The sequence below is a fragment of the Nocardia pseudobrasiliensis NBRC 108224 genome, from assembly GCF_001613105.1.
GTDB lineage: Bacteria > Actinomycetota > Actinomycetes > Mycobacteriales > Mycobacteriaceae > Nocardia > Nocardia pseudobrasiliensis.
Genome location: NZ_BDBS01000004.1, coordinates 1 through 24,262, shown reverse-complemented (window position 1 = coordinate 24,262; position 24,262 = coordinate 1). Strand labels below are relative to the sequence as shown.

Sequence of the window (24,262 nt, the reverse complement as noted above, 5' to 3'; positions counted from 1 at the left end):
TCGAGTCCTGCTGCGCTGCCAACCAAATCCCTCACATTCGGCGCTGCCAGCGCCACTTGCACCCTACTCCGAACAAGTCCATAACGACGCTTACCGAAAACTTACGCACCTGTGCCGCTACGTTATCGGGGGAGCGGAGCGGAATGTGGCCAACTATGACCGTGAAATGGCCAACATCGCGGGTTTCGGTCAGGGATCCGCGCGATGGGCGTAGGCGTTCGCGGGCAGGGTGATCGTGGAGCCGGTGTGAATTTCATAGTCGACCGGCGTGAGTGTCACGGCGGTGAGCGGTGATTCGCCGGAGCCGGTGTTGCGGGCGAAACGGGGGAACGAGCCGCCGCTGATCTGCAGGCGCGGGCGGTGACCCGCGCGGAAGCGGTAGGCGGTGGGCCACAGGTCGACGGTCACGGTGTGCGGGCCGTCGCCCAAGCCGGTGGCGTGCAGGTAGCCATCGCAGACATTGGTCGAGCGGTCGGTGGGGTCGACGTCGCAGAGGCGGACGAACAGGCCCGCCGACGATGCGGAGGTGCGCAGGGTGATATCGGCGCGGACGGGACCGATGATCTCGTAGTCGGATTCGAGCGGTGCGCCGGTGTAGGTGAGGACATCGGGGCGATATTCGCGCTCCCGCTGATCTTTTCGGCCGGATCGTCCGCCGTCCAGAGTGGCGCCGCCGATATCGGGGGTGGGATCGGCGGGGTCGTATCGGAAGTGCCGGGTGGCGGCGGTGTCGGGTTCGGTCGGGGCCAGGCCCGCGCTCGGATGTAGATACCACTGCTGGCCGAGTACGAATCCCGGTGGGTAGGCGTCGAATTCGCGCCACTGCTCGATGCCGCCGACGAACAGGCGCACTCGTTTTCGCTCCGGTTGTTCGCCGCGGGCCAGTCGGCCGAACCAGGTGAGTCCCTCGCGGACCGCGGCCGCCATCATTTCCGTATCGACATGAGCCCAGGGTCCGATGGTCAGCAGCGGGTCGCGGCCCGCGGCGCGCATGGCCCGATAGTCGGCGATCTGCTGGGGCAGGCAGAAGTCGTACCAGCAGCCGAAGATGTGTGTGGGCGCGGTGATTCGGCCCAATCGGTCGTGTACGCGACGGTCGGACCAATACGGTGCGTCGGCCGGTGTGGTGAGCCAGCGCTGGTAGTAGTCCACGTGTTTGCCGGTGGCGGCGCGGTCGGCGTCGGTGAGCGGCAGGGTCCACATGGCTCGAAGTGCGCGTCGGTCGCCGATCACCTCGACGGCGTCGGCGAGATGGGCGCTGCGTTCGAGCAGCGTCATGCGGTGTATCCACTGCACGGCCAGTCCGGTGAAGAATCCGCCTCCGGCATAGAGCAATTCGCGCGCGTCGCTCAGCGCTACGGCGGGTAGCAGACCGCTGACGCGGTCGTCCGCGCCGATCGCCAGCGCCCACTGGGTATAGCCGAGGTAGCTGGGCCCGGCCAGGAACAGCTGGCCGTGGTACCAGGACTGCTTCTCGATCCAGTCGAGGGTGGCCAGGCCGTCGGCCTCCTCGTGCCGGAACGGGTCGAATACTCCGCCCGAGCCGCCGTGGCTGCCGCGCACCGATTGGATGAGGACGTTGAATCCGCGCTGCGCGTAGGGGATCGCGAGAGCGCGGCTGACCATGCCGACCCGGCCGTATGGCGTGCGCGCCAGCACGGTCGGGGCGTCGGGGACATTCGGCTGGTACAGGTCGGCGACGAGGTCGACACCGTCGAGCATGCCGATGCGAATTCCCTCGGTCACCCGGATATCTCGGGTCACTGCTGGCGGAAGCCGCAGCAGGCGGTCGAGCATCGCGCCGTACAGCCGATTCCGCAGTGTCGCCCTCATCTCTGTTCTCCTTTGGGCGAGACGATGATTCGCCGCTGGGAGATATCGTCGAGCCAGTACGCGCGGTCGTCGTCGACCACGAGCAGTTCCTCGAATTTCGCGCCGAAGGTCCCGACGCGGATATGCGGTTCGATGGCCCAAATGCCGGTCTTGGGGCCGGTGTGCAGCGGCCCGAGCTCCTCGGGCAGGACCAGGCGGCTGGCGACATTGAGCAGGAATCCCGGTGAGTGCCAGCTCAATTCGTAGCCGAAGAGTCGTTCGGGCGGGAAGTACGGAAACCGCGCGGCCAATCGGCCGTGCCGATACACGCGGTGGCCGAAGACGTGGCCGATATAGCCGTTGGCGGCGTTCTGGTAGCCCGCGGCGGTCATCTGCTCGGTGACCCATTCGAAGACCGTGCGCGACCGCTCGGGATCGACGAATCGGGCGGGCAGTTCGGAACGCAATCGCGACAAAAACTGCTGAGCGCGTTCGAGTTCGGGATTGGGGCCGACGCTGACGGTGTAGGCGATATCGCCGGTGTAGCCGTCGACGATCGGCGAGCAGTCCAGTATCGCGACATCGGATTCGCCGAGAGTCAGGCCCTCGCCCCGGGCCGGACCCCATTCGTTGTCGGGAGCCAGGGTTCGTTCGGCGAAGGCGGCGATCGGTTTGTGCAGCCAGGTTTTCACGCCGTGGTCGCGCAGGTAGGTCGCCATCCATTCCTGGGTGCGCCCCTCGGTCCACCCGGGTCGCAGCTGCGCCGCGGCCGCCTGGGCGCAACGGAACGACAGCGCCTGGGCGCGCCGGAATCCCGCGATCTCGGCAGCGCTCAGCGGCCTCGCCGATCTGGTGCGCCGATTGGAGATCCACCGCTGTAGGGCATTGGCGGGGAAGGGAAATGGAACGTCGGTGTAGGTGGGCATGGGGATCTCCTTGTCAACGGCTCGCGAATCGACCGTGCCCTCGGCGAGGTCGTAGCGGACATCGAGACCGGCGTAGGCGGACAGCCCGGCGATCGAGTCGCCGGAGCCCGGCCCGATCGACGCCTGGATATTCGGGCCGGTCACATAGCGCCGATGCCACGTGCCGTCGGGGGTGCCGACCTCGATCGCGGTGTCCGGCGGCAGACGGGTTTCCTCCGCTCCCGGGCGCACGATCTGGATCGCCGGTGTGCCGGTGTCGTATACGGCCGATCCGCAGTGGTGGTTGCCGTGTACCGCGAAGCAGAGGGTGAGGTCGCGTCCCCAGTCCGACGGGCCACCGGGCGGATTCCGCTTGTCCTCGGCGGCCGCGGTGAGATGGGCCAGCCCGCAGGCGGTGAGGACCGCTGTCGCGACCAGGCCTGCGACGGGGAGAGGCAGTCTTTTCAGAACAACTCTCATCACGTGCTCCTCGGGCCGCTGATGGTAGTGCGAACTACGATAAATGTAATGACACTCTATTAATAGAGCGTGATGACATAAATCACCTGTGGCTATGATCGACCGATGTCCGAGGCTGCTCCGAACCGTCACGATCGCCGTCGCGCGCGCACCCGGCGGCGGATTCTCACCGCGGCCGACGAGGTGCTCGCCGCCCATGGCGAATCGGGGACCATCGAGCGCATCGCCGAGGTCGCCGATGTCGCGGTGGCGACGATCTACCAGCATTTCGCCGGTAAGGACGACATCTATCTGGCACTGGTCGACGAGGCGCTCGAACGCAACGAGCGGCACATGATGGCCGCCTACCACGGCCCGCGACGACCGGTCGAGCGGCTGATCGATGCGGCGGAGGCGTATCTGCTGTTCTATCTGGAATCGCCGCGCCAATTCGCGATGATCGAGTTCGCGGGTGGTTCGCAGAGCGATCGCGGTACGCCGCGGGCTCGGGAGATGATCACCGAACGGGTGGCGCTGATGAATTCCGCGCTCGAGTCGGTGCTCGCAGATGGTGTTGCGGCGGGGGAGTTCCGGCCGCTGCCGCCCGTGGCCGGCGCGCGATTCCTGTGGGGTGCGCTCAATGGGGTGTTCGCCCTGTCGGCCCGTCCCGACGGCCTGCGTGCCGAACCGGAGCTCATGCGCGAGTCGCTCTATGTCGGTATGGAACTCATCCTCGAGGGCGCGGCCACCGACCGATTGCGCGACGCCGACGGCCGCGTCCAGCCCGCGCTGCTGGCCCGGCTGCGCGAGGCCGTCTCGGTCACCCCGGCCGAGCGGCAGGCCGGTTGAGGTCGTAGGTGTCGGTATTGTCGCCGGTATGGCAGTGCGGCGGACCCAGGAGCAGCGCAGCGCCGCGACGCAGACAAAGGTTATGGACGCCACGATCGAATGCCTGCGCGAGTACGGCTATCGCGGGACGACGACGCTGCTGGTGGCCGAGCGCGCGGGGGTGACACGCGGTGCGCTGCTGCATCACTATCGGTCGCGGGAGGATCTGGTCGCGGCCGCGGTGCGGTATCTGGCGGTCAAGCGGGTGCGGGAGGCGCTCGAGACGTTCGGGCGGCTCACGCTGAGCGAGGATGTGGTCCCGCAGGCGCTGGATCTGTTGTGGCGCATGCATCAAGGGCCGGTGTTCGCCGCGGTGCTCGAGCTGTGGGTGGCCGCGCGCACCGACGACGTACTGGCCGGACAGGTCGAGTCCGGCCGGACAGCCCGGTGCGCCAATACTTTTCGTGCACGGGCGACGCGATCGGCTGATCGCGCACACCACGGCGCTGCGGGCCGGGCAGCGCTATCCGGCCGCGCGGGTCCGGATTCTGCCGGGCTCGGCGCACTGTCCGCAGCTCGATGATCCGACGCCACCGCCGCATTGATCCTCGAATTCGTCGAGCGGTACCACCAAAGCCCCTGTGCGATATCGGAATCCGATCGGCGATAACATGGTCGGCATGGCCGGAATCGAATTCGCGCGTCGGATGTTCGACGAGGATCCCGCATCAGGAAATATGGGAATGCGATTGATCGATGCCGGGGCGGGGGCGGCCGTGGTGGCGATGACCGTGCGCGCGGATATGGTGAACGGTCACGGGATCACGCACGGCGGGTATGTGTTCGCTTTGGCCGATACGGCATTCGCGGTGGCCTGCAATGGATATGGGAGAACGGCGGTCGCGGCCGGGGCGAGTATCGCGTTCCTCGCTCCGACGCGCTGCGGCGACGAGCTGGTCGCCGAGGCGTCGGAGCGGGTTCGGCGCGGACGCAGCGGAATCTATGATGTGACAGTCCGCCGTGGGGAGGTCGTCGTTGCCGAGTTCCGGGGGAACAGCCGCGATATCAGCCGAGAATGACTTCTTCCCGCTGGGTGAAAATGGTGACGCCGCCGGTGGCGAAATTGGCGACGTCGGCGCCCGCGGCATCCATTTCCGGTGATTTCAGGGCCGCCTCGAGCGCATCGGCGGAGTCGAAATACAGGCTGGCGATCATGTAGTACGGGGCCGGGGCGCGGCCGAGTGATTTGCATTTACCGGCAGTGAGTTTCGTCAGGCCGGGGACTTTCAGTGCGATGGGTGCGTGCGTCGCCGAGTAGTACTCGTCGAAGGCGGCTGGATCGGCGGGTTGGCCGTAGCAGACCGCGATACGGAACATTCGGTTCTCCTTCGACTTCTCGTGGGGAGCCTGGCGACGAGGCGGTTCGACCCCTCGACCAACCGTCCATTCGTTCGGTAATTACTGTGCGCGCGGCGGCGCGGCGCGTCAAGGGCCGGGGCGGCGGGCCGATCCGATTCGCATACCGTCGAAGATCATCGTGACCAGGGTGTCGGCGATCTGGTCGGCATCGATACGACGGGCCGGGCGATACCACTCGATCAGGGAATTCACCGTGCCGAAGATCAACCGCGCGATCAGATCGGGATCCAGATCCGGACGCAGACTGCCGTCCTGGGAAGCCTCCTTGACAAGCGCGCTGACGAAACGGTCGAACTCGCGACGGCGGGCCAGCGCGCGACGCTCGATCGTCGTATTGCCCCGGATGCGAAGCAGCACTGTCACATACGGCAACTGCTCGACCAGCACGTGCACGCTGCGGCGGACGAGATGTTCGAGCCGATCGATGGCCGCGCCGGTGGTGGTATCCGGTTCGTCGAGGACGGCGAACAGGGAGTCCAGCGCCCGGTCCACCGCCAGCCGCAGCAGTTCCGATTTACCCGAAACATGGTGGTAGATCGAGGATTTGCTGATACCGAGGCGCTGGGACAGATGATCCATGCTCGCGCCGTCGTAGCCGCGCTCGTTGAACACCCCGACGGCGACGGTCAGGAGCGACTCGAGGTCGTAGCCCGGTCGGCCGACCTGACCGGTGCGGCGGGTGTGCGAGGCAGCCATGTTGACATGTCTACACCAGGCCCTGTCCCAAAATCAGGTCTTGATAACCGAACGAATGATCGGTTATTACTTGAAGCGCGGAGCAATCGAAGGGACAGCCCTCATGGACGAGCAGCCGACCTCGGTGTCGTACACGATCGTCGAGGGTGTGGTCTCGATCGTCCTCGATCGCCCCGCCGCCTCCAATGCCCTGAACCTGGCGATGAAACGGGAACTGCTCGAGGCGTTGTCGACGGCGCGCACCGACCACGGCGTGCGCGCTGTCGCGATCACCGCGAACGGGAAGAACTTCTGCGTCGGACAGGATCTGGGCGAGCATGTCGCGAGCCTCGGGGCCGATCCCGCGCACGCGATGGACACCGTGCGCGAGCACTACAACCCGATCGTCTTGGCGCTGAACGGAATCGAGGTACCGGTTGTCGTGGGTATCACCGGCGCGTGTGTGGGCGCGGGACTGGGGCTGGCGCTGGCGGCCGATATCCGGATCGCCGGTGAGCGCGCCAAGTTCGGTACCGCCTTCACCGGCATCGGACTCGCGGCCGACTCCGGCCTCAGCGCGACCCTGGCGCGCCTGGTGGGCATGGGCCGCGCGAAAAGCCTTTTCCTACTGGGCGATACGTTCGACGCCGCCCGGGCCGAGCAGTGGGGTCTGGTGCATCGCGTCGTCGCCGACGCCGATGTCGCCACCGTGACCGCCGAAACCGCCGCGACGCTCGCCACCGGGCCGACCCGCGCCTACCGCGCGGTCAAACAGCTTCTCGACGCGAATGTCGATGCCCCGCTCGCGGATGTACTCGATCGCGAGGCCGAGGCGCAGCGGCGACTTGGCGCGTCGGAGGATCACAGGTCGGCGGTCGAGGCGTTCCTGCACAAGCGCAAGCCCGTATTCCACGGGCGCTGAGGGAATTTCGAGATGTTGGAACAGACCTTCGACGAAACCATCGCCGCCGATCGGCGCGTCGAGCCCCGGGACTGGATGCCCGAGGGATATCGCAACACGCTGATCCGACAGATCGCCCAGCACGCGCATTCGGAGATCATCGGCATGCAGCCGGAGAGCAATTGGCTCACCCGCGCACCGTCGTTGCGGCGCAAGGCGATTCTGATGGCCAAGGTCCAGGACGAGGCCGGACACGGACTATATCTGTACTCCGCGGCGGAGACGCTGGGCGCGGACCGGGCCGATCTGGTCGAGCGGCTGATCATCGGACGGCAGAAGTACTCGTCGATCTTCAACTATCCGACGCTGACCTTCGCCGATGTCGGGGTTATCGGCTGGCTGGTCGACGGCGCGGCGATCTGCAATCAGGTTCCGCTGTGCCGCAATTCCTACGGCCCGTACGCACGGGCGATGATACGGATCTGCAAGGAGGAGTCGTTTCATCAACGGCAGGGCTACGAGTTGCTGCTGACGATGATGCACGGCACCGACGCGCAGCGGGAACTGGTGCAGGAATCGGTCGACCGCTGGTGGTGGCCCGCGCTGATGATGTTCGGCCCGCCCGATGATCGCTCACCCAATACCGAGCAGTCGATGGCGTGGGGCATCAAACGCCACACCAATGACGAACTGCGGCAACGGTTCGTGGATATGACCGTGCCGCAGGCGCGCGTACTCGGCGTCACGCTGCCCGATCCAGAACTGGAGTGGAACGAGCAGCGGCAGGCGCACGACTTCGGTTCCCCGGACTGGGAGGAATTCGATGCCATCGTGCGCGGCGACGGACCGTGCGCGGCCGAGCGGATCGATCGCCGTCGGGTGGCCCACGAGGAGGGCGCGTGGGTGCGTGAGGCCGCGACGGTCTTCGCGCGGAAGATGCGCGCCGCGGAGGCCGGCGCAGGACGCGCCGCGCAGGAGGGCAGCAAATGAGCGTGGATGCCGATTGGCCGCTGTACGAGGTATTCGTACGCGGTAAGCGCGGACTCAATCACGTACACGTCGGTTCGGTGCACGCGGCCGACGACCGGATGGCGCTGCGGCACGCGCGCGATCTCTACACCCGGCGCAACGAGGGCGTCAGCATCTGGGTGGTTCCCTCGACCGCCATCGTCGCCTCGAGTCCCGACGAGAAGGATCCGTACTTCGAGCCCAGCGGGGACAAGATCTACCGCCATCCGACCTTCTACGAGATTCCCGACAACGTCCCGCATATGTGACCGCCGGGTGGGAGAACGAGCATGACCGACCACGATTCGGCCTACGCGGACCTCGTCGATCACAACGGGCACGGCCAATGGGCCTTCGGCACCGGCTTCGACGATCCGCTGGCCGGGGTGGACACCACGCTGCGCGCCGGGATCGACGGCCCCGACCTGGCGGCCTACTGCCTGATGCTCGGCGATGACGCGCTGATCTCCGCGCAGCGGCTGGCCCAGTGGAGCACCCGTGCGCCGGAGATGGAGGAGGAGGTCGCGCTGGCCAATATCGGGCTGGATCTGCTCGGCCAGGCGCGGCTGCTGCTGGCCCGGGCCGCGGCGGCCGATCCGCGGATGGTGCCCGAATTGCCCTCGGGCTCACCGATTCCGGCCGAGGACGCCCTGGCGTTCTTCCGCGACGAACCGCAGTTCCGCAATGTGCGACTGGTCGAACTCGACAACGGTGATTTCGCGGTGAGTATCGCGCGGTTGTTCGCCTTCGCCACCTATCGGCTGGCGCTACTGCACCGGTTGCGCGACTCGACCGATGCGGTGCTGGCCGCGGTGGCGGCCAAGGGCGTCAAGGAGGTCACCTATCATCGTGACTACGCCGCGCGGTGGCTGGTGACCCTCGCCGACGGAACCGTGTTCTCCCGCCAGCGAATTCGCGATGCCGTCACCCGCGTCTGGCCGTATATCGACGAGCTGTTCGTGACCCATCCCGTCGAGGAGCGATTGGCGGCGGTCGGTGCGGCGGTTCCGGCGGAGGCGCTGCGCAAGGAGTTCGAATCGGTGGTGGCGCAGGTCTTCCACGCCGCCCGGCTCGACGCGCCCGCGGCGCAGCCGGTGACCGGTGTGGGCGGGCGAACCGGACGCGACGGAATCCACACCGAGGCAATGGGTTACGTGCTGGCCGAGTTGCAGGCGGTGGCTCGCGCGCATCCGATGGGCAGGTGGTGACGGCATGACATCGAGTGACAACGAGTGGATTCTCGACCGGGCCCGCGCGGCGGCGGCCGCGGTGACCGATCCCGAGATGCCCATGCTGACCCTGGCCGATCTCGGTGTGCTGCGCGGCCTGGATCGGGCCGCGGACGGCACGATCGTCGTGCGGATCACGCCCACCTACAGCGGATGTCCGGCCCTGGCCGCCATGCGCGAGGACCTCCGATATCGGCTCGCCGCGGCAGGATTCGCGCGGGTGCAGATCCGCACCGAGCTCAGTCCCTCGTGGAGTTCGGACTGGATCAGCGCGGCCGGGCGACGCAAACTCGCCGAGCACGGTATCAGCCCGCCGTCGCCTGTCGGTCGGCCTTCGGCGGGGCCGGTGCCGCTGACGCTTACCCCGCCCGCCCGGCTGGTGCGCTGTCCGCAGTGCGGGTCTGCCGAGACCGAGCGGACCTCGGAATTCGGGGCCACGGCGTGTAAATCGCTGCATCGCTGCCGGTCGTGCGGGGAACCGTTCGACCATGTGAAGGAGATCTGACGTGGCCGGCGCACGCAAGCCGTTCCATCCCCTGCGCGTGGCCTCGGTCGAGCGCCTGTGCGCGGACGCGGCCGCGGTGACCTTCGCCGTGCCCGATGAGCTGCGCGCCGAATTCGACTTTCGCCCAGGGCAATCGGTCACGCTGCGCAAGAAGGTGGCGGGCGCCGAGCAGCGGCGGTCCTATTCGATCTGCGCGCCCGCGGGCGCCGCGCCGCGGATCGGGGTTCGGGTGGTGCCGGGCGGCGCGTTCTCCGGGTGGCTGGTGAACGAGGTGCGGCCCGGTGACGAGATCGAGGTGCAGCCGCCGACCGGCCGCTTCGCGCTCGATCCGGGCACCGGCGGGTGGCATGTGCTGTTCGCGGCGGGTTCGGGTATCACGCCGATGCTTTCGATCGCGGCGACCGTACTGCGGGATCCCGAGGCGCGGGTGACGCTGTTCTACGGGAATCGGCGCGTCGGTTCGGTCATGTTCACCGAGGAACTCGGCGACCTCAAGGACCGTTACGGTGGCCGGTTGCAGCTGACGCATGTGCTCTCGCGCGAGCCGCGCAGCGCCGAATTGCTCAGCGGCCGACTCGATGCCGAGCGCATCCGGCGGCTGCTGCGCGCGTTCGTCCCCGTGGCGGCCGTCGATCATTTCTGGCTGTGCGGGCCGATCGGTATGGTCGTCGATGTGCGCGACGCGCTGTACGAACTCGGCGTCGGTGCGGAGCGTATTCACGAGGAACTGTTCTTCGTCGAGGACAGCGCCCCGCGGCCGGTGCGGCATGCCGACCTCGCGACGACCGGTCCCACCAGCGAGGTCACCATCGTGCTCGACGGCAACTCGAGTACCGCGACGCTGTCGCGCGCGGAATCCGTCCTCGACGGGGCGCAGGCCGCTCGGGCGGATCTGCCGTTCGCCTGTAAGGGCGGCGTATGCGGTACGTGCCGGGCCAAGGTCACCGCCGGGGAGGTGCGGATGCACCGCAACTACGCGCTCGAGGATTTCGAAGTGGCCGCCGGATTCGTCTTGACCTGTCAGTCTTTTCCGATCAGCGACACCGTCACCGTCGACTTCGACGCGTGAGCTTTCCACCACGGAGCCACCATGACCGAGCTCGTCGATTTTCCCGTCACCTCCGCGCCCCGTTCCGCCGACGCGGTGGAACCGATCGAGATCGCTTCGCGCGACGAGATTTCCGCGTTGCAGCTGAGTCGGCTCAAATGGTCGTTACGACACGCCTACGACCGTGTTCCGCACTACCGCAGGGCCTTCGACGAGCGCGGTGTGCATCCGGACGATCTGAAACAGCTCGGGGATCTGGCGCTGTTCCCGTTCACAACGAAAGCCGATCTGCGACAGAACTATCCGTTCGGCATGTTCGCCGTGCCGCAATCGGAGGTGGTGCGCGTGCACGCCTCCTCGGGCACGACCGGGCGGCCGACCGTGGTGGGTTACACCGCGGGCGATATCGACATCTGGTCCCGGCTGGTGGCGCGGAGTCTGCGCGCGGCCGGGGTCCGCGCCGGTGACATCGTCCAGGTGGCCTACGGTTATGGGCTGTTCACCGGTGGGCTCGGCGCGCACTACGGGGCGGAACGGTTGGGCTGCACCGTGATTCCGGTCTCCGGTGGAATGACCGAGCGGCAGGTTCAGCTCATCGCCGAGTTCCGGCCCGACGCGATCATGGTGACCCCGTCGTACATGCTCACCATCGCCGACGCGCTCGAGCGCGCCGGTATCGATCCGCGCGGGACCTCGTTGCGCACCGGCATCTTCGGCGCGGAGCCGTGGACCGAGCAGATGCGGGTGGAGCTGGAGAACACACTGGATCTCGATGCCGTGGACATCTACGGGCTGTCGGAGGTGATGGGTCCCGGCGTCGCGCAGGAGTGCGCGGAAACCAAAGACGGACTGCATATCTGGGAGGACCACTTCTATCCGGAGATCATCGACCCGGATACGGGTGCGGTGCTGCCGGACGGTGCGGAAGGCGAGCTGGTCTTCACCTCGCTGACCAAGCAGGCCTTCCCCATCGTCCGCTACCGCACCCGCGACCTGACCGCACTGCTGCCCGGCACCGCGCGGTCGATGCGCCGCATGCGCAAGATCACCGGTCGCTGCGACGACATGATCATCCTGCGTGGGGTGAATCTGTTCCCGACCCAGATCGAGGAACTGATTCTGGGCCTGGAAAACCTTGCGCCGCAGTATCAGTGCGTACTCGATCGCCCCGACCGGCTCGATCGACTGACCGTGCGGGTGGAAAGCCGCCGGGCGTTGTCGCAGGCGCTGCGCACCGAGGCGGCGCGGTCGCTGGCGGGCCGGATCAAGGACCGCATCGGGGTGCAGGTGGTCGTGGATGTGGTGGATCCGGATTCGATCGAGCGGTCGCCGGTGGGCAAGGCCAGGCGGTTGGTGGATCTGCGACCCGAGCGATGAAGGCGCTCAGGCGAATCCGGGCGGCGGGGTGAAGCCGCCGAACTCGCGCTCGATCAGCTCCGCGAAGCGCAGCGTGGTGTGGTCCTCGAGGTAGGGGCCGATGATCTGCATGCCGTAGGGCAGTCCTTCGGGGGTGTGTCCGATGGGTGCGGCGGTGGCCGGGAGTCCGATCAGGGTCGCGATACTCGGCCAGATCAGGTGAGTGTCGTACCGGTAGTCCGTGCCGTCGATATCGAGCGTGCGCTCGCCCATCTCCGAATGATCGTGAGGGAAGGCCGGTGTCGGGCTGATCGGGCACAGCACCACATCGAATTCGCCGAACAGGCGTCGCCATTTGTCGGTGAGGTCGATGCGGATGCGGTCGGTCCTGATCCAGTCGGCGTGGCTGGCCGCGATTCCGCGCAGTCCGGCGGCCTCGGGGGTGTCGGCGTCGGCCGCGAGCTCGGCGGCCGCCCGGCGGGCCTGCTCGACCTCGGCGGTGGCATCGGCCCCGAATCGCGACATGAGCAGTGTCAGATAGGTTTTCGCGGTCAGGTCGAGATCGGGCAGCAGGGCGCTGCGCCGGGCGACGGTGGCCCCGGCCCGCTCCAGGCCCTGCGCGATTCGGTCGAAGCCCTCGCGGATCACCGACGAGGTGGGGACCAGCGGATGATCGTCGACGATCAGCACCCGGAAGTCGCCGAGTTCGGTTCCGCGCGGCGGACGCAACGCGAGCTGGTAGGCGACCGCCTCCACCTCGTCGGGGCCCGCCAGCAGTAGCGTGGCCAGGGTCAGGTCGGCGGCGGTGCGGGTCATGGGACCGACCACCGCGAGGTCCTCGGAAGCGGGCAGCGCGGGTACGCGCGGCGGTGTGTTGCCGCGGCCCGGCAGCAGTGTGCGGGACGGCTTGTGGGCGTAGACGCCGCAGAAATGCGCCGGGACGCGCAGTGATCCGCCGATATCGGAGCCGAGGGCCAGGGTGACGTATCCGGCGGCGAGCGCGGCCGACGAGCCGCCGGAGGAGCCGCCGGGTGAGCGCGTCAGATCCCAGGGGTTGTTGGTGGTGCCGTAGATCTCGTTGTAGGACTGCCAATCATGCAGGGCCAGCGGCACATTGGTCTTGCCGATGACGACGCCGCCCGCGGACTTGACCCGTGTCACCAGTGCGGCGTCCTCGGCGGGCAGCCAACCGGCGGCGTCGGGGAAGCCCCAGGTGGTCGGCAGGCCCGCGACATTGAACGATTCCTTCACCGCCACGGGAACCCCGAGCAGCGGTTCGCGCTGACCGCGCGCGAGGGCGGCGTCGGCCTGTTTCGCGGCGGCGCGGGCGCGATCGAAATCGCGCACCACCACGGCATTGACCTTGTCGTCGAATTTCTCGATCCGGGCGATGCACTGCTCGAGCAGTTCGGTGGCGGAGACGGTCTTGGCCTGCAGTGCGGCCACCTGGTCGCGTAGCGTCGCAAATTCTGTTCCTGGCATCAGGTCTCCCTCTGATTCGCTGTTCCGGGAGCGATCCTATACGCGAATTGTCGATTTCGAAAAATGTTCCGGCGTAATGTGATTCGGATAAAGAGGGGGCCATAATTCTCGACTTTTGTCATTGGCTCCCGGTGTTGTTTGCATCACGAAATCTCGGCCGGAGGAGCCTTTGGGCCTGGCGGAATATTTGCGAACAGTGACAGTACAGCCACTTGTTGGCAGGAAGTAGATGATGGCAAAGTTGCTGCCATGTTGACGCTCGTCATGACGAAGTATCCGTCGATCGCGGTGCGGGTTCGCCGGACCGGACCGTGGAGTCGCAGTCCGCTGATGCGTCCCACCGATCGGCTGCGGGGACTGATCTGGATCGCGGCGATCGTGGTCGTCGTGTGCGCGGTACCGCTGAGCTGGGTCGTCGGTATGGGGCGATCCACCGCGGCCGCGGCCGAGATTCGCGCCGAGAGCGCGGTGAAAACCGAAGGGGGAGCGGTGATCACCGGTGATCCGAAGCGAGTCACCCGGGCCACGGCCACCGGAACGTACGAACAGCATTACGAGGCCGCGGTGTGGTGGGCCGGGGACGGCCGGGCGACGGTCGAGGTCGGTTCGTCCGCTCGGATCGGTGACGGCGTCGCCATGTGGCTCGGACCCGACGGTCGGCCGACCGATCCGCCGCGGCACGCGAGCGCGGCGGCGTGGCAGGGGGCCGGTGTCGGGTTGGGTCTACTGATCGAAATCTGGGTCGCGGTATCGGCGCTGGCCTGGTTGAGTACCTGGCTGATCGGCCGTCGGCACGAGGACGAGTGGGGTCGGCAGTGGCGGCTGATCGGGGCGCGGTGAGTTCAGCGGGTAGGTCGGTTGCGCACCGGAATCGGCCACCAGAACCAGCGGCCGGACAGGGCGGCGATGGCCGGGATGACGAAGGATCGGACGATGAGGGTGTCCAGGAACAGCCCGAGTCCGACGGTGGTGCCGATCTGGGCGATATTGTGCGCGTAGCTGACCAGCATCGCGAACATGGTGACGCCGAAGACCAGTCCGGCCGTGGTCACGACGCCGCCGGTGTTGACCATCGCGCGGATGATTCCGGTGTTGATGCCCGCGGGCAATTCCTCCTTGAATCGCGCGGCCAGTAGCAGGTTGTAATCGGCGCCCACCGCGACCAGCAATATGAACGACACCGGCGCCACCGACCAGTGCAGCGGATTGCCCAGCAGATGTTGCCAGACGAGGACGCTGAGGCCGAGCGCGGACAGATACGACAGGGCGACCGAGGCGACCACGGCGATCGCGGAGACCAAGCTGCGCAACAGGATCAGGATCACGCAGAATACGAATGCGAAGGCGGCGACGATACTGGTGATGAAATCCTCGTGGGTGAACGCCTCGATATTGAGCAGCGTGCCACCGGGACCGCCGATGCTCACGGTGCTACCGGCCAGCGCGGTGCCCTTGATCGCCTGCAGCGAGGCCGGAATGATCTTGGCGCTGATATCCATCGCCTCGCGGCTGAAACCCTCGTCCTGCGGGGTGACGATCATGCGGGTGACCTTGCCGTCGAGGGAGAAGAACAGCGGCATGGCCTCTTTGAAGAGTTTGTTGTCGAAGGCCTGACTGGGCAGGAAGAAATAGCCGCCGGGATCGCCCGCGGCGAAGCTCTGCCGAATCTCGTCGGTGAACTGGGTGATCTCCGATACCTGGGGGACAAGCACTTTCAGGGTGCTCTGCAACGGGGTGACGACCTGATCGATCTGGGCGATGAAGCCCCTGAGGGTGGTCAGCTGGGTCGCCAGTCGCGGTAGCGCACCGGCCGCGGAGTTCACGCCATCGATCAAACCGCCTGCCATACCGTCGAATCGGCCGAGATCGTCGAACAGGGAGTAGCCGGCCTGCACCGAATGGCATGCGTCGATGTTCGCGCAGTTCGGGATGCTGTCCACGAGTTGTTTCACCGGGCCTGCCTGGGCTTGGAGGGAATGCAGTTTATCGGTGACTCCGGTGAGGGCGGAACGCAATTCGGTGGCCTTGCCGGTGGCCTGATCGATGCCCTGTTCGCCGGAGCCGAGGGCGGACTGCACGCCGTTCACCGCGAGGGTCAGGCGGCCGATATTCCCCGACAGCGATTCCAGATCGGCCAGGCGCTGCCCGAGTAGATCCGTCATCTGGGTGAGGCGGCTGCCGACGTATCCGGCCTGGCTGGTGAGGGTGCCCTGTTCCAGGGGTGCGCCGAGTGGCCGGGTAATCCCTTGTACGCCACTGATTCCCGGTATCGCGAGAACCGCGTTGGTGAGTTTGGACAGGGCGATGAGATCGGCCGAGTCGCGCATGTCGTGGTCGGCCTCCACGATCAGGACGCTGGGAGCCATGATGTTGGGCGGCAGATGCCGGTCGGCCGCGGCGAATCCGACATTGGCCGGGGAATCGCTGGGTTGGGCGCGGCGCTCGTTGTAGCTGACCTGGAAGGTCGGCAGAATCAGCAAGAACAAGGCGAGGACGGCCAGGGAGGCGGCCAGTACCGGGCCGGGCCAGCGCACCACGCGGGTGGCGATGCGCCGCCAGCGGCGCAGCGACGGTTGTTCGCGCGGTTCGAGGAAACCCAGTCGGCTGCCGACCGCGAGGAAGGCCGGACCCAGGGTCAATGCCGCTGCGAGGGTGACGATTACGGCCACCGTGCAGGGCAGCCCCGAGGTGCTGAAGATGGCGAGCCGGGTGAATGCCATGCACGCCGTGGCGCCCGCGACGGTCAGTCCCGAGGCGATGATGATGTATTGGACGCCGGTCAGCGCCGTGTAGTAGGCGGTCGTGGGATCCTCGCCCGCGCGGCGTGCCTCCTGATATCTGCCCAGCAGGAAGACGCCGTAGTCGATGGCCGCGCCGAGCACGATCACCGCCAGCAGCGCCGAGGCGAAGATCGAGACGCCGATGATCGAATGCTCGCCGAGCCAGGCCACGATCGCGCGGGCGACGGCGAATCCCATGCCCGCCACCAGCAGTGGCATCGCCACGGTGATCGGCGAGCGGTAGACCCAGATCAGCACCGCGCCGACGAGTCCGATCGAGGCGAAGATCAACAGCAGTATCGAATCGTTGATCGAGACGAGTTCGTCGTTCACCACCGCGGACGGGCCGGTGAGGTACGCCTTGATACCGGGCGGCGGCGGAAATCCGGCGATGATGTCGCGTACCGCCTGGGTGGACTCCATCGCCAGCGCGGTGCCCATATTGCCTTTGAGGTTCAGCAGCACGAATGCCGCTTTACCATCGGAACTTTCGTTGGCGGGTGCGAGATCGGGGTTGGACCACAGGTCCATCGACGAATTGACGTGGGCGGTATCGGCGTTGATGCGTTGCAGCAGATCGCGGTAGTACCGGTGCGCGGCGCCGCCGAGTGGTCGATCGCCTTCCAGCAGAACGTAATCGAAGTTGTTGGTCCCGGCTCCGCCGAAGTAGTCGCCCATCTTCGCGATCGCCTGCACCGAGGACGCCTGATCGGGCAGGAACGATTGGGCGTGGCCCTCGATCACCTTCTCCAACTGCGGGACCACCGCGTTGAGCGCGCCCGCGGCGACCAGCCAGACCACGATGATCGGAATGGCGAGGACGTAGAGCAGGCGTGCGTAAAGCGGTCGGCCCGGGGCCTTTTCACGATATCGTCGATCGAAGGGCACCGAGAGTTCGGCGCGCGTGCGGGCTGCCAGATCGCGCAGCCGGTCCCGGTTCACGACACCACGACCTTGCAGCTCGCGGCGGCCGACGGTCCGGTGGCGGATTGTTCGTCGCGAACCTGGCCGTCGATGGCGATACGGCAGGAGAGGCGGTCGGCGTCCGACTGTGCGATCACACCGCTCGAGATGGTCAGCTTGCCGGTGCGCACGGAGGTGCGCCAGGGCAGGGTGGCCGTCACATCGCGGGCATCACCGTTGGCGTCCAGATACGACAGCGTGACCGAGGCGTGGGCGGGACCGTCGACCGCGTAGTCGACGACCTTGTCGTGCGGTCGGCCGAGGGCGGGCGGCGTCGGGGAATGCCCGATCGCGAGGTCCGGAATCTCGCTCAGCCGTAGGTGGGCGATATACGCCCCGGCGGTCGCGAGCGTCGCGATCACCACCAGGTATCCAGGCGTGACGCCGCATTACCTCACCCTTCATTAAACGTTACAGCAAGTTACATCAATCAAGATGGGACCAGACGGTAGTACAACAATCGGTGTAGTACAACCGTTCACTGAAGGATCTTTTCCAGCCGGATCAGCGGACACGCGGCCGCGGCGAGGATCGCGCCGATCACGCAGCGCAGGCTCAGGACGGCGAACGGCGGGCCGCCGAATACGACATCCCGCGCGAACGCGGTGATGAGAATTCCGGCGGCGGACAGCGGGATGTCGAGGTCGACGAATCCACGTTCGCGCCAAGTCATCCCGAGGTTCGGGGCAGTAGGTCGGCGAAGCGCGGTGCGCCGGGTTCCGGTGGTAGGCGAGTGGCGCGGGCGGTGAACCTGATGGCGTGATACCAGCCGCACAGCAGGAGGATGTCGAGGAGTTGGCGATCGTCGAAGACCTGGGTCAGGCGTGACCACAGAGCGTCGTCGATATCGCTGTGATCGTGCAGGGCGTCCACGGTCAGCAGGAGTAGGCGGTCGGATTCGCTTGTCCAGCAAGAGTCTTCGGGGGAGCCATGGGTCAGGGAGATCCGCTGCTCGGTGGTGAGTCCGACGCGACTAGTGTTTCGATAATCGAAACGCAATGGACGAGGAGTGTGATGGTGATACCCCGCCCGGGCCGTCCGGTGCGCGGCTCGACGACCGGTCGACCGCTCATGGCGGCGCTCGACCTGCTGGGGCGGCGCTGGACCTTGCGGATCGTCTGGGAGTTGCGGGACGGGCCGGTCGGTGCGCGAGCGCTGTTGGCGCGATGCGCGGGTTTGTCGTCGAGTGTGCTGTATCAACGTCTCGGGGAGCTCATCGAGGCGGGCGTAATCGCTACGGGGACAGCGGGTTACGCGCTCACGCCGCTCGGCGTGGGACTGCACGAGGCGCTCGGCCCGCTGGATGCCTGGGCGTCGCAATGGGCCGAGTCGCAAACCGACACCGGGTCGGAATGACCCTCGCCGGGACCGTTTCCATGTTGAAATGCACGGTATGAGCCTGCGTCTGGGTGCCATTGCCGGAACTGCCGCCATGGCCTGGCCGATCGTCGCGGCGGTACCCGCCGCCGCCGCGCCGCTGCCGCCGGAGTGTCGAACCTCGGGGACGACGGTCACATGCGTCTATACGAATCCGGATTCGCTGAGTACGGGTCGGGTCCTGGAACTGCCGATGCCGGTGACGCGGATACATATCGAAGCGGTCGGTGCGCGCGGGGCGGCCAGTTGCTGTCATACCGTCGCGGCGGGTGGGCGCGGTGCGCGTGCCGGTGGTGACGCGTCGGTGCCGCCGGGGTCCCGGCTGAATATCCATGTCGCCGTGCCCGATCCGGCCAAGAGCACCGGTGGCGGCGGTCGGGGTGGTTCGACCCGGCCGGTGCCGGGTGCGGATGCCACGGCCTATCCGAATGTCCGGGGCGGTGACGGTGGCGGGGCATCGTCGGTTTCGCTCGATCTCGGGGTGATCATCGGTGACGCGCCGGGTCGTCTGGAATTGGTGACCGCGGCCGGTGGTGGCGGCGGTGCGGCGACGTGGGACGGGCGAATGTCACCGGGCGGTGACGCGGGCATGCCCGGCGGCGGCGAACGTGGCGGAGCCGCAGGCACTTCCGATACCGCGTTGGCGCCGGGCGGCGGTGAGAACGTCTTCGGCACCGATCTGCCCGCGGGCGGTCGGGGCGGGCCCGGATACGGCGGCACGGCCGGTGGCGATGTCGGCGTTCAGGGCAGCGGGACAGGCGGTGGCGGAGGCGGCGGTGCGGGGTGGCACGGCGGTGGCGGCGGCGCGATCGGCGGAACCGCCCGGGACGGGCGCGGTGATCCGGATACGCCTCCCGGCGGGGGAGGCGGCGGCGCGTCGCTGGTCCCGCTCGGCGGGACGATCGGTCCGGCCGGATGGGACGAGCAACCGTCGGTCGTCATCAGTTTCGATCTGCCCGCCGCGTGAACTAGGAGGCGACTCGTTCCCAATCGTCTCCGATCACACCGCTCGTCCGGCGGGTTTCGCTCGGTGGTTCGCCGTTCCATCGGACATAGGCGCGCCGGAATTCCCGAGCGTCGCTGTAGCCGGTCTGGGACGCGATCTGGGCGATCGTCATATTCGTTTCGCGGACCAGGAACAGGGCCCGACGCTGCCGAACCCGGTCGCGAATATCGCTGAAGCGTTCGCCGGCCGCGGTGAGTTGTCTGCGCAGGGTGCGTTCGGTGACGAACAGGCGGTCGGCGACCTCGGCCATGGTGATCACGCGGCGCAGATTCTCACCGAGTATGGCCTCGACCGAGGCCACGATGTCACTGCGATCCGGAATCGCCTCGGACATGCGTTTGAAGGCGTCGAGCGAGGCATTGAGATTGGCCTCGTTGCAGGTGCGGATGGGTCGGTCGAGCAGTCGGCTGTCGAAACTCAGCTCGGTGACCCCGCAATCGAAGTCGATCGGGCAGCGGAAGTATCGGCGATATTCCTCGCTGTAGGACGGCTCCGGATACGCGACGCGCACACGCTGCGGGCAGACATCGTCCTCCAGCACCGACCGCGCGGCGATCAGGGCGGTGAACATGGCCTCCTCGGTGAGGAAGCGTACGGTCTCGGGATCCGGGATACGTTCGAGAATGCGCAGGGTGCTCGATTCGGGTCCGCGGTCGAATTCGAAGTCGAGCAGGCTGCCTATCGACCGATGCAGCTGCACACCCAGACCGAACGCTTCCCCGCCATTGCGGCACGAGCGCATCGCGAAGCCCAGGAGACCGAATCGCACCGTCGCGTTCTTCACCCCGACCTCCACACCCCACGGCCCGTCCGGCAGCGCCCGCAGCGCGCGGCGCAGTACCGTATCGGCCTGGCGAAAGGAGACGCGGGTTTCGGGCGCGTCGAGTTGTTCGGGTACCACGCCCGTCCCGCCGAACCACAGCTCGGTGTCGAACCCACGTTCGACGGCGAGCCTGCGCAGATGCAACAGGATCGTCGGGGGGATCACGGCGGCGCTGAACTGCGGATCGAAGAGGTCCATCTCGGGTGAAACTCCTTCGTCGGGCGGATGAGCGAGTCGACAAGATGTTCATGCCCCCCGGGGACCGATGGTTCTCGGACCGCGACCACACCGTCAAGCAACCTCGCAGCAACTTTGGCGTCCGCGCAGGTCAGGGACCGGGGAGAATGTTCCGCGCGGGATATGCTTAGCGATTCTTTTACGCTGTAGCGCTTGACAATCGGTCTCTTGTCAGAGCGCGTGGATCTGGGCCAGGACGGCGAAGGCGGTGTCGGCGGCGTCGAACAGCGCCCACATCTCGGCCGCGGTGGTGTCGTGCAGCGCCGGATCGCGCAGTGCCAAGCCATTACCGAAGATGACGACATTGGCTCCGAGGTCGGCCAGTACCAACAGTGGCCGGGTCGCCACGCCCCGGCCCAGTAGGAGATCCAGACCCTCGCCGAAGAAATAGAACCGCCACAGCGGACCCAGGTCCGCGGCGTAGACGTCCCTGGTGCGGTCAACGATCAGATCGCCCGTCTCGGCGATGGCGGCGACGATTTCGAAGTAGTCGGGCGCGTTGCGCGGTTCGCTGCCGATCGCGGCGACGGATTCGGACAGGTCGACGACCAGGTGGGCGGCGTAGCCCGTCATCGCGACGCGCGCCCCGGACAGTTCGCACCGCCGGGTCGCATCGAAATATCGCGCCCACTGTGGCGCGAGCGGGCCACCGGTGAATTCGGCGTGCAGATTGTCCAGGTAACGGCTCAGCAATTCGAGGCTGATGCGATGCGCGTACTCGCGATCCTGGAAGGCCGCCGGATCGCGCTGCAACGGCATGACCGCGGCCTGCTCGACGGTGTCCAGACCGACCCCGAACAGGCCGCGTCGATCGTGATGCGCCACAAGAATTTCGGTGATCTCGTGCAGCCGCGCCACGGCGGTCTCCAGCCGCGCCAGCGAATCGCCGGTCAGGTCGGAGGTTTGCGAGAGCCGGGCGATGGTGTCCAACTCATCGTCGGACAGCGCGGTCCCGCAGACCGCCGTGGGGGCCGCCGGTTGCGCGTTCGCCGCGGTCCCGACCGGGGCCAGGGCCGCGACGAGCGCGACGAGCACTGTGAATCCGATGCGTTCGAACAGGGTCGAACGGCCCGCCTTCATGCGGACTGTGCGGCTTGCCGGGTCTGGGCGGCCACCTCGCGGGAGGCCGTGAGCAGGGTCCGAGATCCGTCGCGCAGGATCCGTCCGGCGTCGGTCAGCGCCACCCGGCGGGTGGTCCGTTCGAACAGCGTGACGCCGAGTTCGCGCTCGAGGCGGCGCACCGAAACGCTCAGTGCCTGCTGCGTCATATGCAACCGCCGGGCCGCCCGGGTGAAATTCAACTCCTCGGCTACCTCGAGGAACTGGGTCAGCCGATACAGGTTGAGCGGCTCCATGACACGGCCCTTTCTCGGTCGACCACACAGAAACGAGCTACGACGATGTAGTTTATTTCGCCAAGTTCGCGCCACAGGAGGGTATCGGCGGCCGAAATGGTGTGCTGCCCGGACGGTTCGGGGCCCACACCGGGCGGAGGCTCGGGAACGGGACGCGCTCATCGAAGCGGCAAATTGCTGGCGAATCATCGAAGGCGAATATTGTCAAGGGTTTGCGCGGGCGGATTTTCGTACAATATTGCCGGAGTTGAAATATTCCATTGGGCGGGCATTGACGCGGTTGTCTGCAATGTGGAATATGCAGTTGATCGGTTCTCTGGAGAGCTCGAGAGAAGGGCCCGAATTGCTATGAACGATCAACAAACGCTGCATCTGGAATACCTGTACGGTCCGCGCTGGCACGACGTCATGACGATCGTCGAACGCGCCGGACAGCTGACCGCCGAACAGCGTGAACGGCTCAATGCCGGCGCGGCGCGGGCCGCCGAATCCCGGCTGACGGATCTGCAGGGCGTCGCCGCGGGCGGCGGCGGCCTGGCCGGGCTGTTGTCCGGATTGGGTCAGCAGACCTCGGCGCAGCCGTTGCGGATCGCCGCCGCTGTGGCCAAGGAATTCGGCCGCTCGCGCAATATTCAGATCGCGACGGCGGCTGCGGGACAGGCGCTCTCGCCCGGCGCGGGAACGGGCGGATTCGCCACGATCCTGCAGTCACTGGGCGCGATCGGCGCGACGACGACCGTCGCGCAGGCGGTGACCGCCGCGGTGCTGGGCGATCTGGTCGGGCGCGGTGAGTTCACCGAGGAGGTGCACCGGGAGCTGTTGCGCCCGTGGCATGAGGGACTCGGGGACGCTCATGCGTGACTATCGGGCTCCGCGGGGCGCTGATTCGCCGCCGGTGTTCCGCGTGCGTGATGATCGACGGTCGCGGGGGCGGGCTCGGTCGATTTCCGTGCTGGCCGGACTTGTCGCTATCGGTCTGCTGCTGATGGTCTGGATCGTGGTGATATCCGACCGGGCCGTCGCATTGTTATTGCGCTGAATTCGACTTCATTCATCACTGTTTTTTGTATGGCAACGTACGTCACAACGATATTCGTTGCCCTTTTTCTTTGCGCTGCCAATACTTAGCTGAAAATTTGCTCCTTCCGCTGTAAATGGATTCATTTCATGGAAAGGCATGGGCGAGACGTGCAGAAGACATCAGTCACCAAGGCATCGGGTCGGCACAGAAGGAAGACCGACAGGAACCGGCGCGGCCTGTATGCCGCTGCCGCGTTCGCCTCGATCGCGACCGCGACGTTCGGCGCCGAAACCGTGGCGCAGGCCGAGACGACACCCGCGACGGCCACCGCCACCGATGGCGGCGGCGGACCGCTCGGTCAGCTCGGCGCGGCCCTGGGCGCACATCTGGATCCGGGCGCTCGTTCCCAGCTCGAATCGGCGCTGACCGGAGCCCAGTCGATGGCACAGGGCAGCCCGCTGGCCGCCCCGCTCGACAGTTTCTCCGATGCCGTGCGCGGACCGTCGCCCGAGCGACCGGCCGAGCCCGTCCCGCCGGTGTCGGAGGCGACCTTCACGCCGATGGCGGCCGCGCCCGTGATTCATCAGGCTGTGCGCGCGGCGGTTCCGGAGAACGAGGCGGTCGCCAGCAATGGCGAGACCGGTCGCGCGCCCGCGATGGTCGAGGATATCGCCGGACTGGTCGGCCAGATCGCGACCTCGGGGCTGAATCTGAATCAGATCGGCGCGTGGGCCGAACAGGTTCCGGCCGGTCCGTTGCGGCAGCCGGTGCAGGATGTGCTCGCCTTCGTCCGCGATGCCACCGAAATGGCCGGGGCCCGACGCGATTCCGGCGACACCGTGATCGATACGCTGATCGCCCAGGCGCGTGAGGTCTTCGGCGCGCCGGGCGAGGGCGGACAGAATCCGACCCAGGCGCTGCGTGAACTGGTCGAGCCCGTCCTGGCCAGCGCCACGAGCAGTGACTGGTCCCCGGTACTGGCACAGATCGCTCCGGCCTTGCGCGACATCGCATCCGGCGCGGACATCAAGACCGTCATCACCGATCGTCTGACGCCGCTGCTGCAGTCCGGA

General features: G+C 67.0%; 26 protein-coding genes and 1 pseudogene. 15 read left to right on the top strand and 12 right to left on the bottom strand.

Features of this window, described 5'->3' with window-relative positions:
- Positions 1–189 precede the first annotated feature (189 nt).
- Both NP4_RS05120 and NP4_RS05115 read right to left on the bottom strand, forming a co-directional pair.
- Complete coding sequence (locus NP4_RS05120; protein ID WP_245997166.1) at positions 190–1,833, bottom strand: CocE/NonD family hydrolase; 1,644 nt, start codon at positions 1,831–1,833, stop codon at positions 190–192.
- A complete protein-coding gene (locus NP4_RS05115) occupies positions 1,830–3,197 on the bottom strand; it encodes a M24 family metallopeptidase (RefSeq protein ID WP_067992643.1) in 1,368 nt (455 codons plus the stop codon). The genes NP4_RS05120 and NP4_RS05115 overlap by 4 nt, the downstream gene beginning before the upstream one ends.
- Before the next feature lie 105 nt (positions 3,198–3,302).
- Here NP4_RS05115 and NP4_RS05110 point away from each other — a divergent pair, with 105 nt between their 5' ends.
- From NP4_RS05110 to paaI, 3 genes are all read left to right on the top strand, one after another.
- Positions 3,303–4,025 carry a TetR/AcrR family transcriptional regulator gene (locus NP4_RS05110; RefSeq protein WP_067992639.1) on the top strand — a complete coding sequence of 241 codons (723 nt, stop codon included), beginning with the start codon at positions 3,303–3,305 and terminating at the stop codon, positions 4,023–4,025.
- A 28-nt stretch (positions 4,026–4,053) separates the two neighbouring features.
- Positions 4,054–4,587 carry a TetR/AcrR family transcriptional regulator gene (locus NP4_RS05105; RefSeq protein WP_067992636.1) on the top strand — a complete coding sequence of 178 codons (534 nt, stop codon included), beginning with the start codon at positions 4,054–4,056 and terminating at the stop codon, positions 4,585–4,587.
- Between the two features lie 97 nt (positions 4,588–4,684).
- On the top strand, positions 4,685–5,083 hold the full coding sequence (gene paaI / locus NP4_RS05100; RefSeq protein ID WP_114755547.1) for a hydroxyphenylacetyl-CoA thioesterase PaaI: 399 nt from the start codon (positions 4,685–4,687) through the stop codon (positions 5,081–5,083).
- Here paaI and NP4_RS05095 read toward each other — a convergent pair.
- On the bottom strand, positions 5,070–5,381 hold the full coding sequence (locus tag NP4_RS05095) for an EthD family reductase (protein WP_067992633.1): 312 nt from the start codon (positions 5,379–5,381) through the stop codon (positions 5,070–5,072). The two genes, paaI and NP4_RS05095, sit on opposite strands and share 14 nt — an antisense overlap.
- Before the next feature lie 108 nt (positions 5,382–5,489).
- A complete protein-coding gene (locus NP4_RS05090; protein ID WP_067992631.1) occupies positions 5,490–6,119 on the bottom strand; it encodes a TetR/AcrR family transcriptional regulator in 630 nt (209 codons plus the stop codon).
- A 103-nt stretch (positions 6,120–6,222) separates the two neighbouring features.
- On the opposite strand from NP4_RS05090, the gene NP4_RS05085 reads away from it, so the two are divergent.
- From NP4_RS05085 to paaK, 7 genes are read left to right on the top strand one after another with little or no spacing between them, the layout of a single operon-like run.
- Positions 6,223–7,020: an enoyl-CoA hydratase/isomerase family protein gene (locus NP4_RS05085; protein WP_067992628.1), complete on the top strand. Its 798-nt coding sequence runs from the start codon at positions 6,223–6,225 to the stop codon at positions 7,018–7,020.
- A 12-nt stretch (positions 7,021–7,032) separates the two neighbouring features.
- Positions 7,033–7,989, top strand: a complete 957-nt coding sequence (paaA, locus tag NP4_RS05080; protein ID WP_067992625.1) for a 1,2-phenylacetyl-CoA epoxidase subunit PaaA — start codon at positions 7,033–7,035, stop codon at positions 7,987–7,989.
- On the top strand, positions 7,986–8,276 hold the full coding sequence (gene paaB / locus NP4_RS05075) for a 1,2-phenylacetyl-CoA epoxidase subunit PaaB (RefSeq protein ID WP_067992622.1): 291 nt from the start codon (positions 7,986–7,988) through the stop codon (positions 8,274–8,276). Before paaA ends, paaB begins: the two co-directional genes overlap by 4 nt.
- A gap of 21 nt (positions 8,277–8,297) precedes the next feature.
- On the top strand, positions 8,298–9,215 hold the full coding sequence (gene paaC, locus NP4_RS05070; protein ID WP_067992620.1) for a 1,2-phenylacetyl-CoA epoxidase subunit PaaC: 918 nt from the start codon (positions 8,298–8,300) through the stop codon (positions 9,213–9,215).
- 4 nt (positions 9,216–9,219) lie between these two features.
- Positions 9,220–9,741 carry a 1,2-phenylacetyl-CoA epoxidase subunit PaaD gene (gene paaD / locus NP4_RS05065; protein WP_067992617.1) on the top strand — a complete coding sequence of 174 codons (522 nt, stop codon included), beginning with the start codon at positions 9,220–9,222 and terminating at the stop codon, positions 9,739–9,741.
- 1 nt (position 9,742) lies between these two features.
- Positions 9,743–10,810 (top strand): 1,2-phenylacetyl-CoA epoxidase subunit PaaE, encoded by a 1,068-nt coding sequence (paaE, locus tag NP4_RS05060; protein ID WP_067992614.1) that lies wholly within the window; start codon positions 9,743–9,745, stop codon positions 10,808–10,810.
- Positions 10,811–10,831: 21 nt separating this feature from the next.
- Positions 10,832–12,166, top strand: a complete 1,335-nt coding sequence (paaK, locus tag NP4_RS05055; RefSeq protein ID WP_082875554.1) for a phenylacetate--CoA ligase PaaK — start codon at positions 10,832–10,834, stop codon at positions 12,164–12,166.
- A 6-nt stretch (positions 12,167–12,172) separates the two neighbouring features.
- Here the strand turns inward: paaK and NP4_RS05050 are convergent, their stop codons facing one another.
- Positions 12,173–13,627: an amidase gene (locus NP4_RS05050; protein WP_067992611.1), complete on the bottom strand. Its 1,455-nt coding sequence runs from the start codon at positions 13,625–13,627 to the stop codon at positions 12,173–12,175.
- Between the two features lie 249 nt (positions 13,628–13,876).
- On the opposite strand from NP4_RS05050, the gene NP4_RS05045 reads away from it, so the two are divergent.
- The gene (locus NP4_RS05045; RefSeq protein ID WP_147287856.1) at positions 13,877–14,467 is read left to right on the top strand and encodes an Rv1733c family protein; all 591 of its coding nucleotides are present in this window, start codon (positions 13,877–13,879) and stop codon (positions 14,465–14,467) included.
- Between the two features lie 2 nt (positions 14,468–14,469).
- On the opposite strand, the gene NP4_RS05040 is transcribed toward NP4_RS05045, so the two are convergent.
- From NP4_RS05040 to NP4_RS05025, 4 genes are all read right to left on the bottom strand, one after another.
- A complete protein-coding gene (locus NP4_RS05040) occupies positions 14,470–17,295 on the bottom strand; it encodes an MMPL/RND family transporter (protein WP_245997304.1) in 2,826 nt (941 codons plus the stop codon).
- 50 nt (positions 17,296–17,345) lie between these two features.
- Positions 17,346–17,735: an MmpS family transport accessory protein gene (locus tag NP4_RS05035; protein ID WP_245997151.1), complete on the bottom strand. Its 390-nt coding sequence runs from the start codon at positions 17,733–17,735 to the stop codon at positions 17,346–17,348.
- A gap of 113 nt (positions 17,736–17,848) precedes the next feature.
- On the bottom strand, positions 17,849–18,043 hold the full coding sequence (locus NP4_RS05030) for a hypothetical protein (protein ID WP_067992603.1): 195 nt from the start codon (positions 18,041–18,043) through the stop codon (positions 17,849–17,851).
- Positions 18,040–18,243: a carboxymuconolactone decarboxylase family protein gene (locus NP4_RS05025; RefSeq protein WP_174556096.1), complete on the bottom strand. Its 204-nt coding sequence runs from the start codon at positions 18,241–18,243 to the stop codon at positions 18,040–18,042. The genes NP4_RS05030 and NP4_RS05025 overlap by 4 nt, the downstream gene beginning before the upstream one ends.
- Positions 18,244–18,384: 141 nt before the next feature.
- On the opposite strand from NP4_RS05025, the gene NP4_RS05020 reads away from it, so the two are divergent.
- A complete protein-coding gene (locus NP4_RS05020) occupies positions 18,385–18,726 on the top strand; it encodes a winged helix-turn-helix transcriptional regulator (protein WP_067992601.1) in 342 nt (113 codons plus the stop codon).
- 37 nt (positions 18,727–18,763) lie between these two features.
- Positions 18,764–19,714: a hypothetical protein gene (locus NP4_RS40665; protein ID WP_156524884.1), complete on the top strand. Its 951-nt coding sequence runs from the start codon at positions 18,764–18,766 to the stop codon at positions 19,712–19,714.
- A 1-nt stretch (position 19,715) separates the two neighbouring features.
- Here the strand turns inward: NP4_RS40665 and NP4_RS05010 are convergent, their stop codons facing one another.
- The 3 genes from NP4_RS05010 to NP4_RS40660 form a co-directional block, all read right to left on the bottom strand.
- Entirely contained in the window at positions 19,716–20,774 is a 1,059-nt protein-coding gene (locus NP4_RS05010; protein WP_067992597.1) for an AraC family transcriptional regulator, read from the bottom strand.
- Between the two features lie 210 nt (positions 20,775–20,984).
- Complete coding sequence (locus NP4_RS05005) at positions 20,985–21,893, bottom strand: DUF5995 family protein (protein ID WP_067992594.1); 909 nt, start codon at positions 21,891–21,893, stop codon at positions 20,985–20,987.
- Complete coding sequence (locus NP4_RS40660; RefSeq protein ID WP_067992593.1) at positions 21,890–22,168, bottom strand: LysR family transcriptional regulator; 279 nt, start codon at positions 22,166–22,168, stop codon at positions 21,890–21,892. Before NP4_RS40660 ends, NP4_RS05005 begins: the two co-directional genes overlap by 4 nt.
- A gap of 348 nt (positions 22,169–22,516) precedes the next feature.
- Here NP4_RS40660 and NP4_RS04995 point away from each other — a divergent pair, with 348 nt between their 5' ends.
- Together NP4_RS04995 and NP4_RS04990 are read left to right on the top strand one after the other, a co-directional pair.
- Positions 22,517–23,029: a hypothetical protein gene (locus NP4_RS04995; RefSeq protein WP_067992590.1), complete on the top strand. Its 513-nt coding sequence runs from the start codon at positions 22,517–22,519 to the stop codon at positions 23,027–23,029.
- Between the two features lie 306 nt (positions 23,030–23,335).
- Positions 23,336–24,262, top strand: a pseudogene (locus NP4_RS04990) (hypothetical protein); the annotation flags it as partial.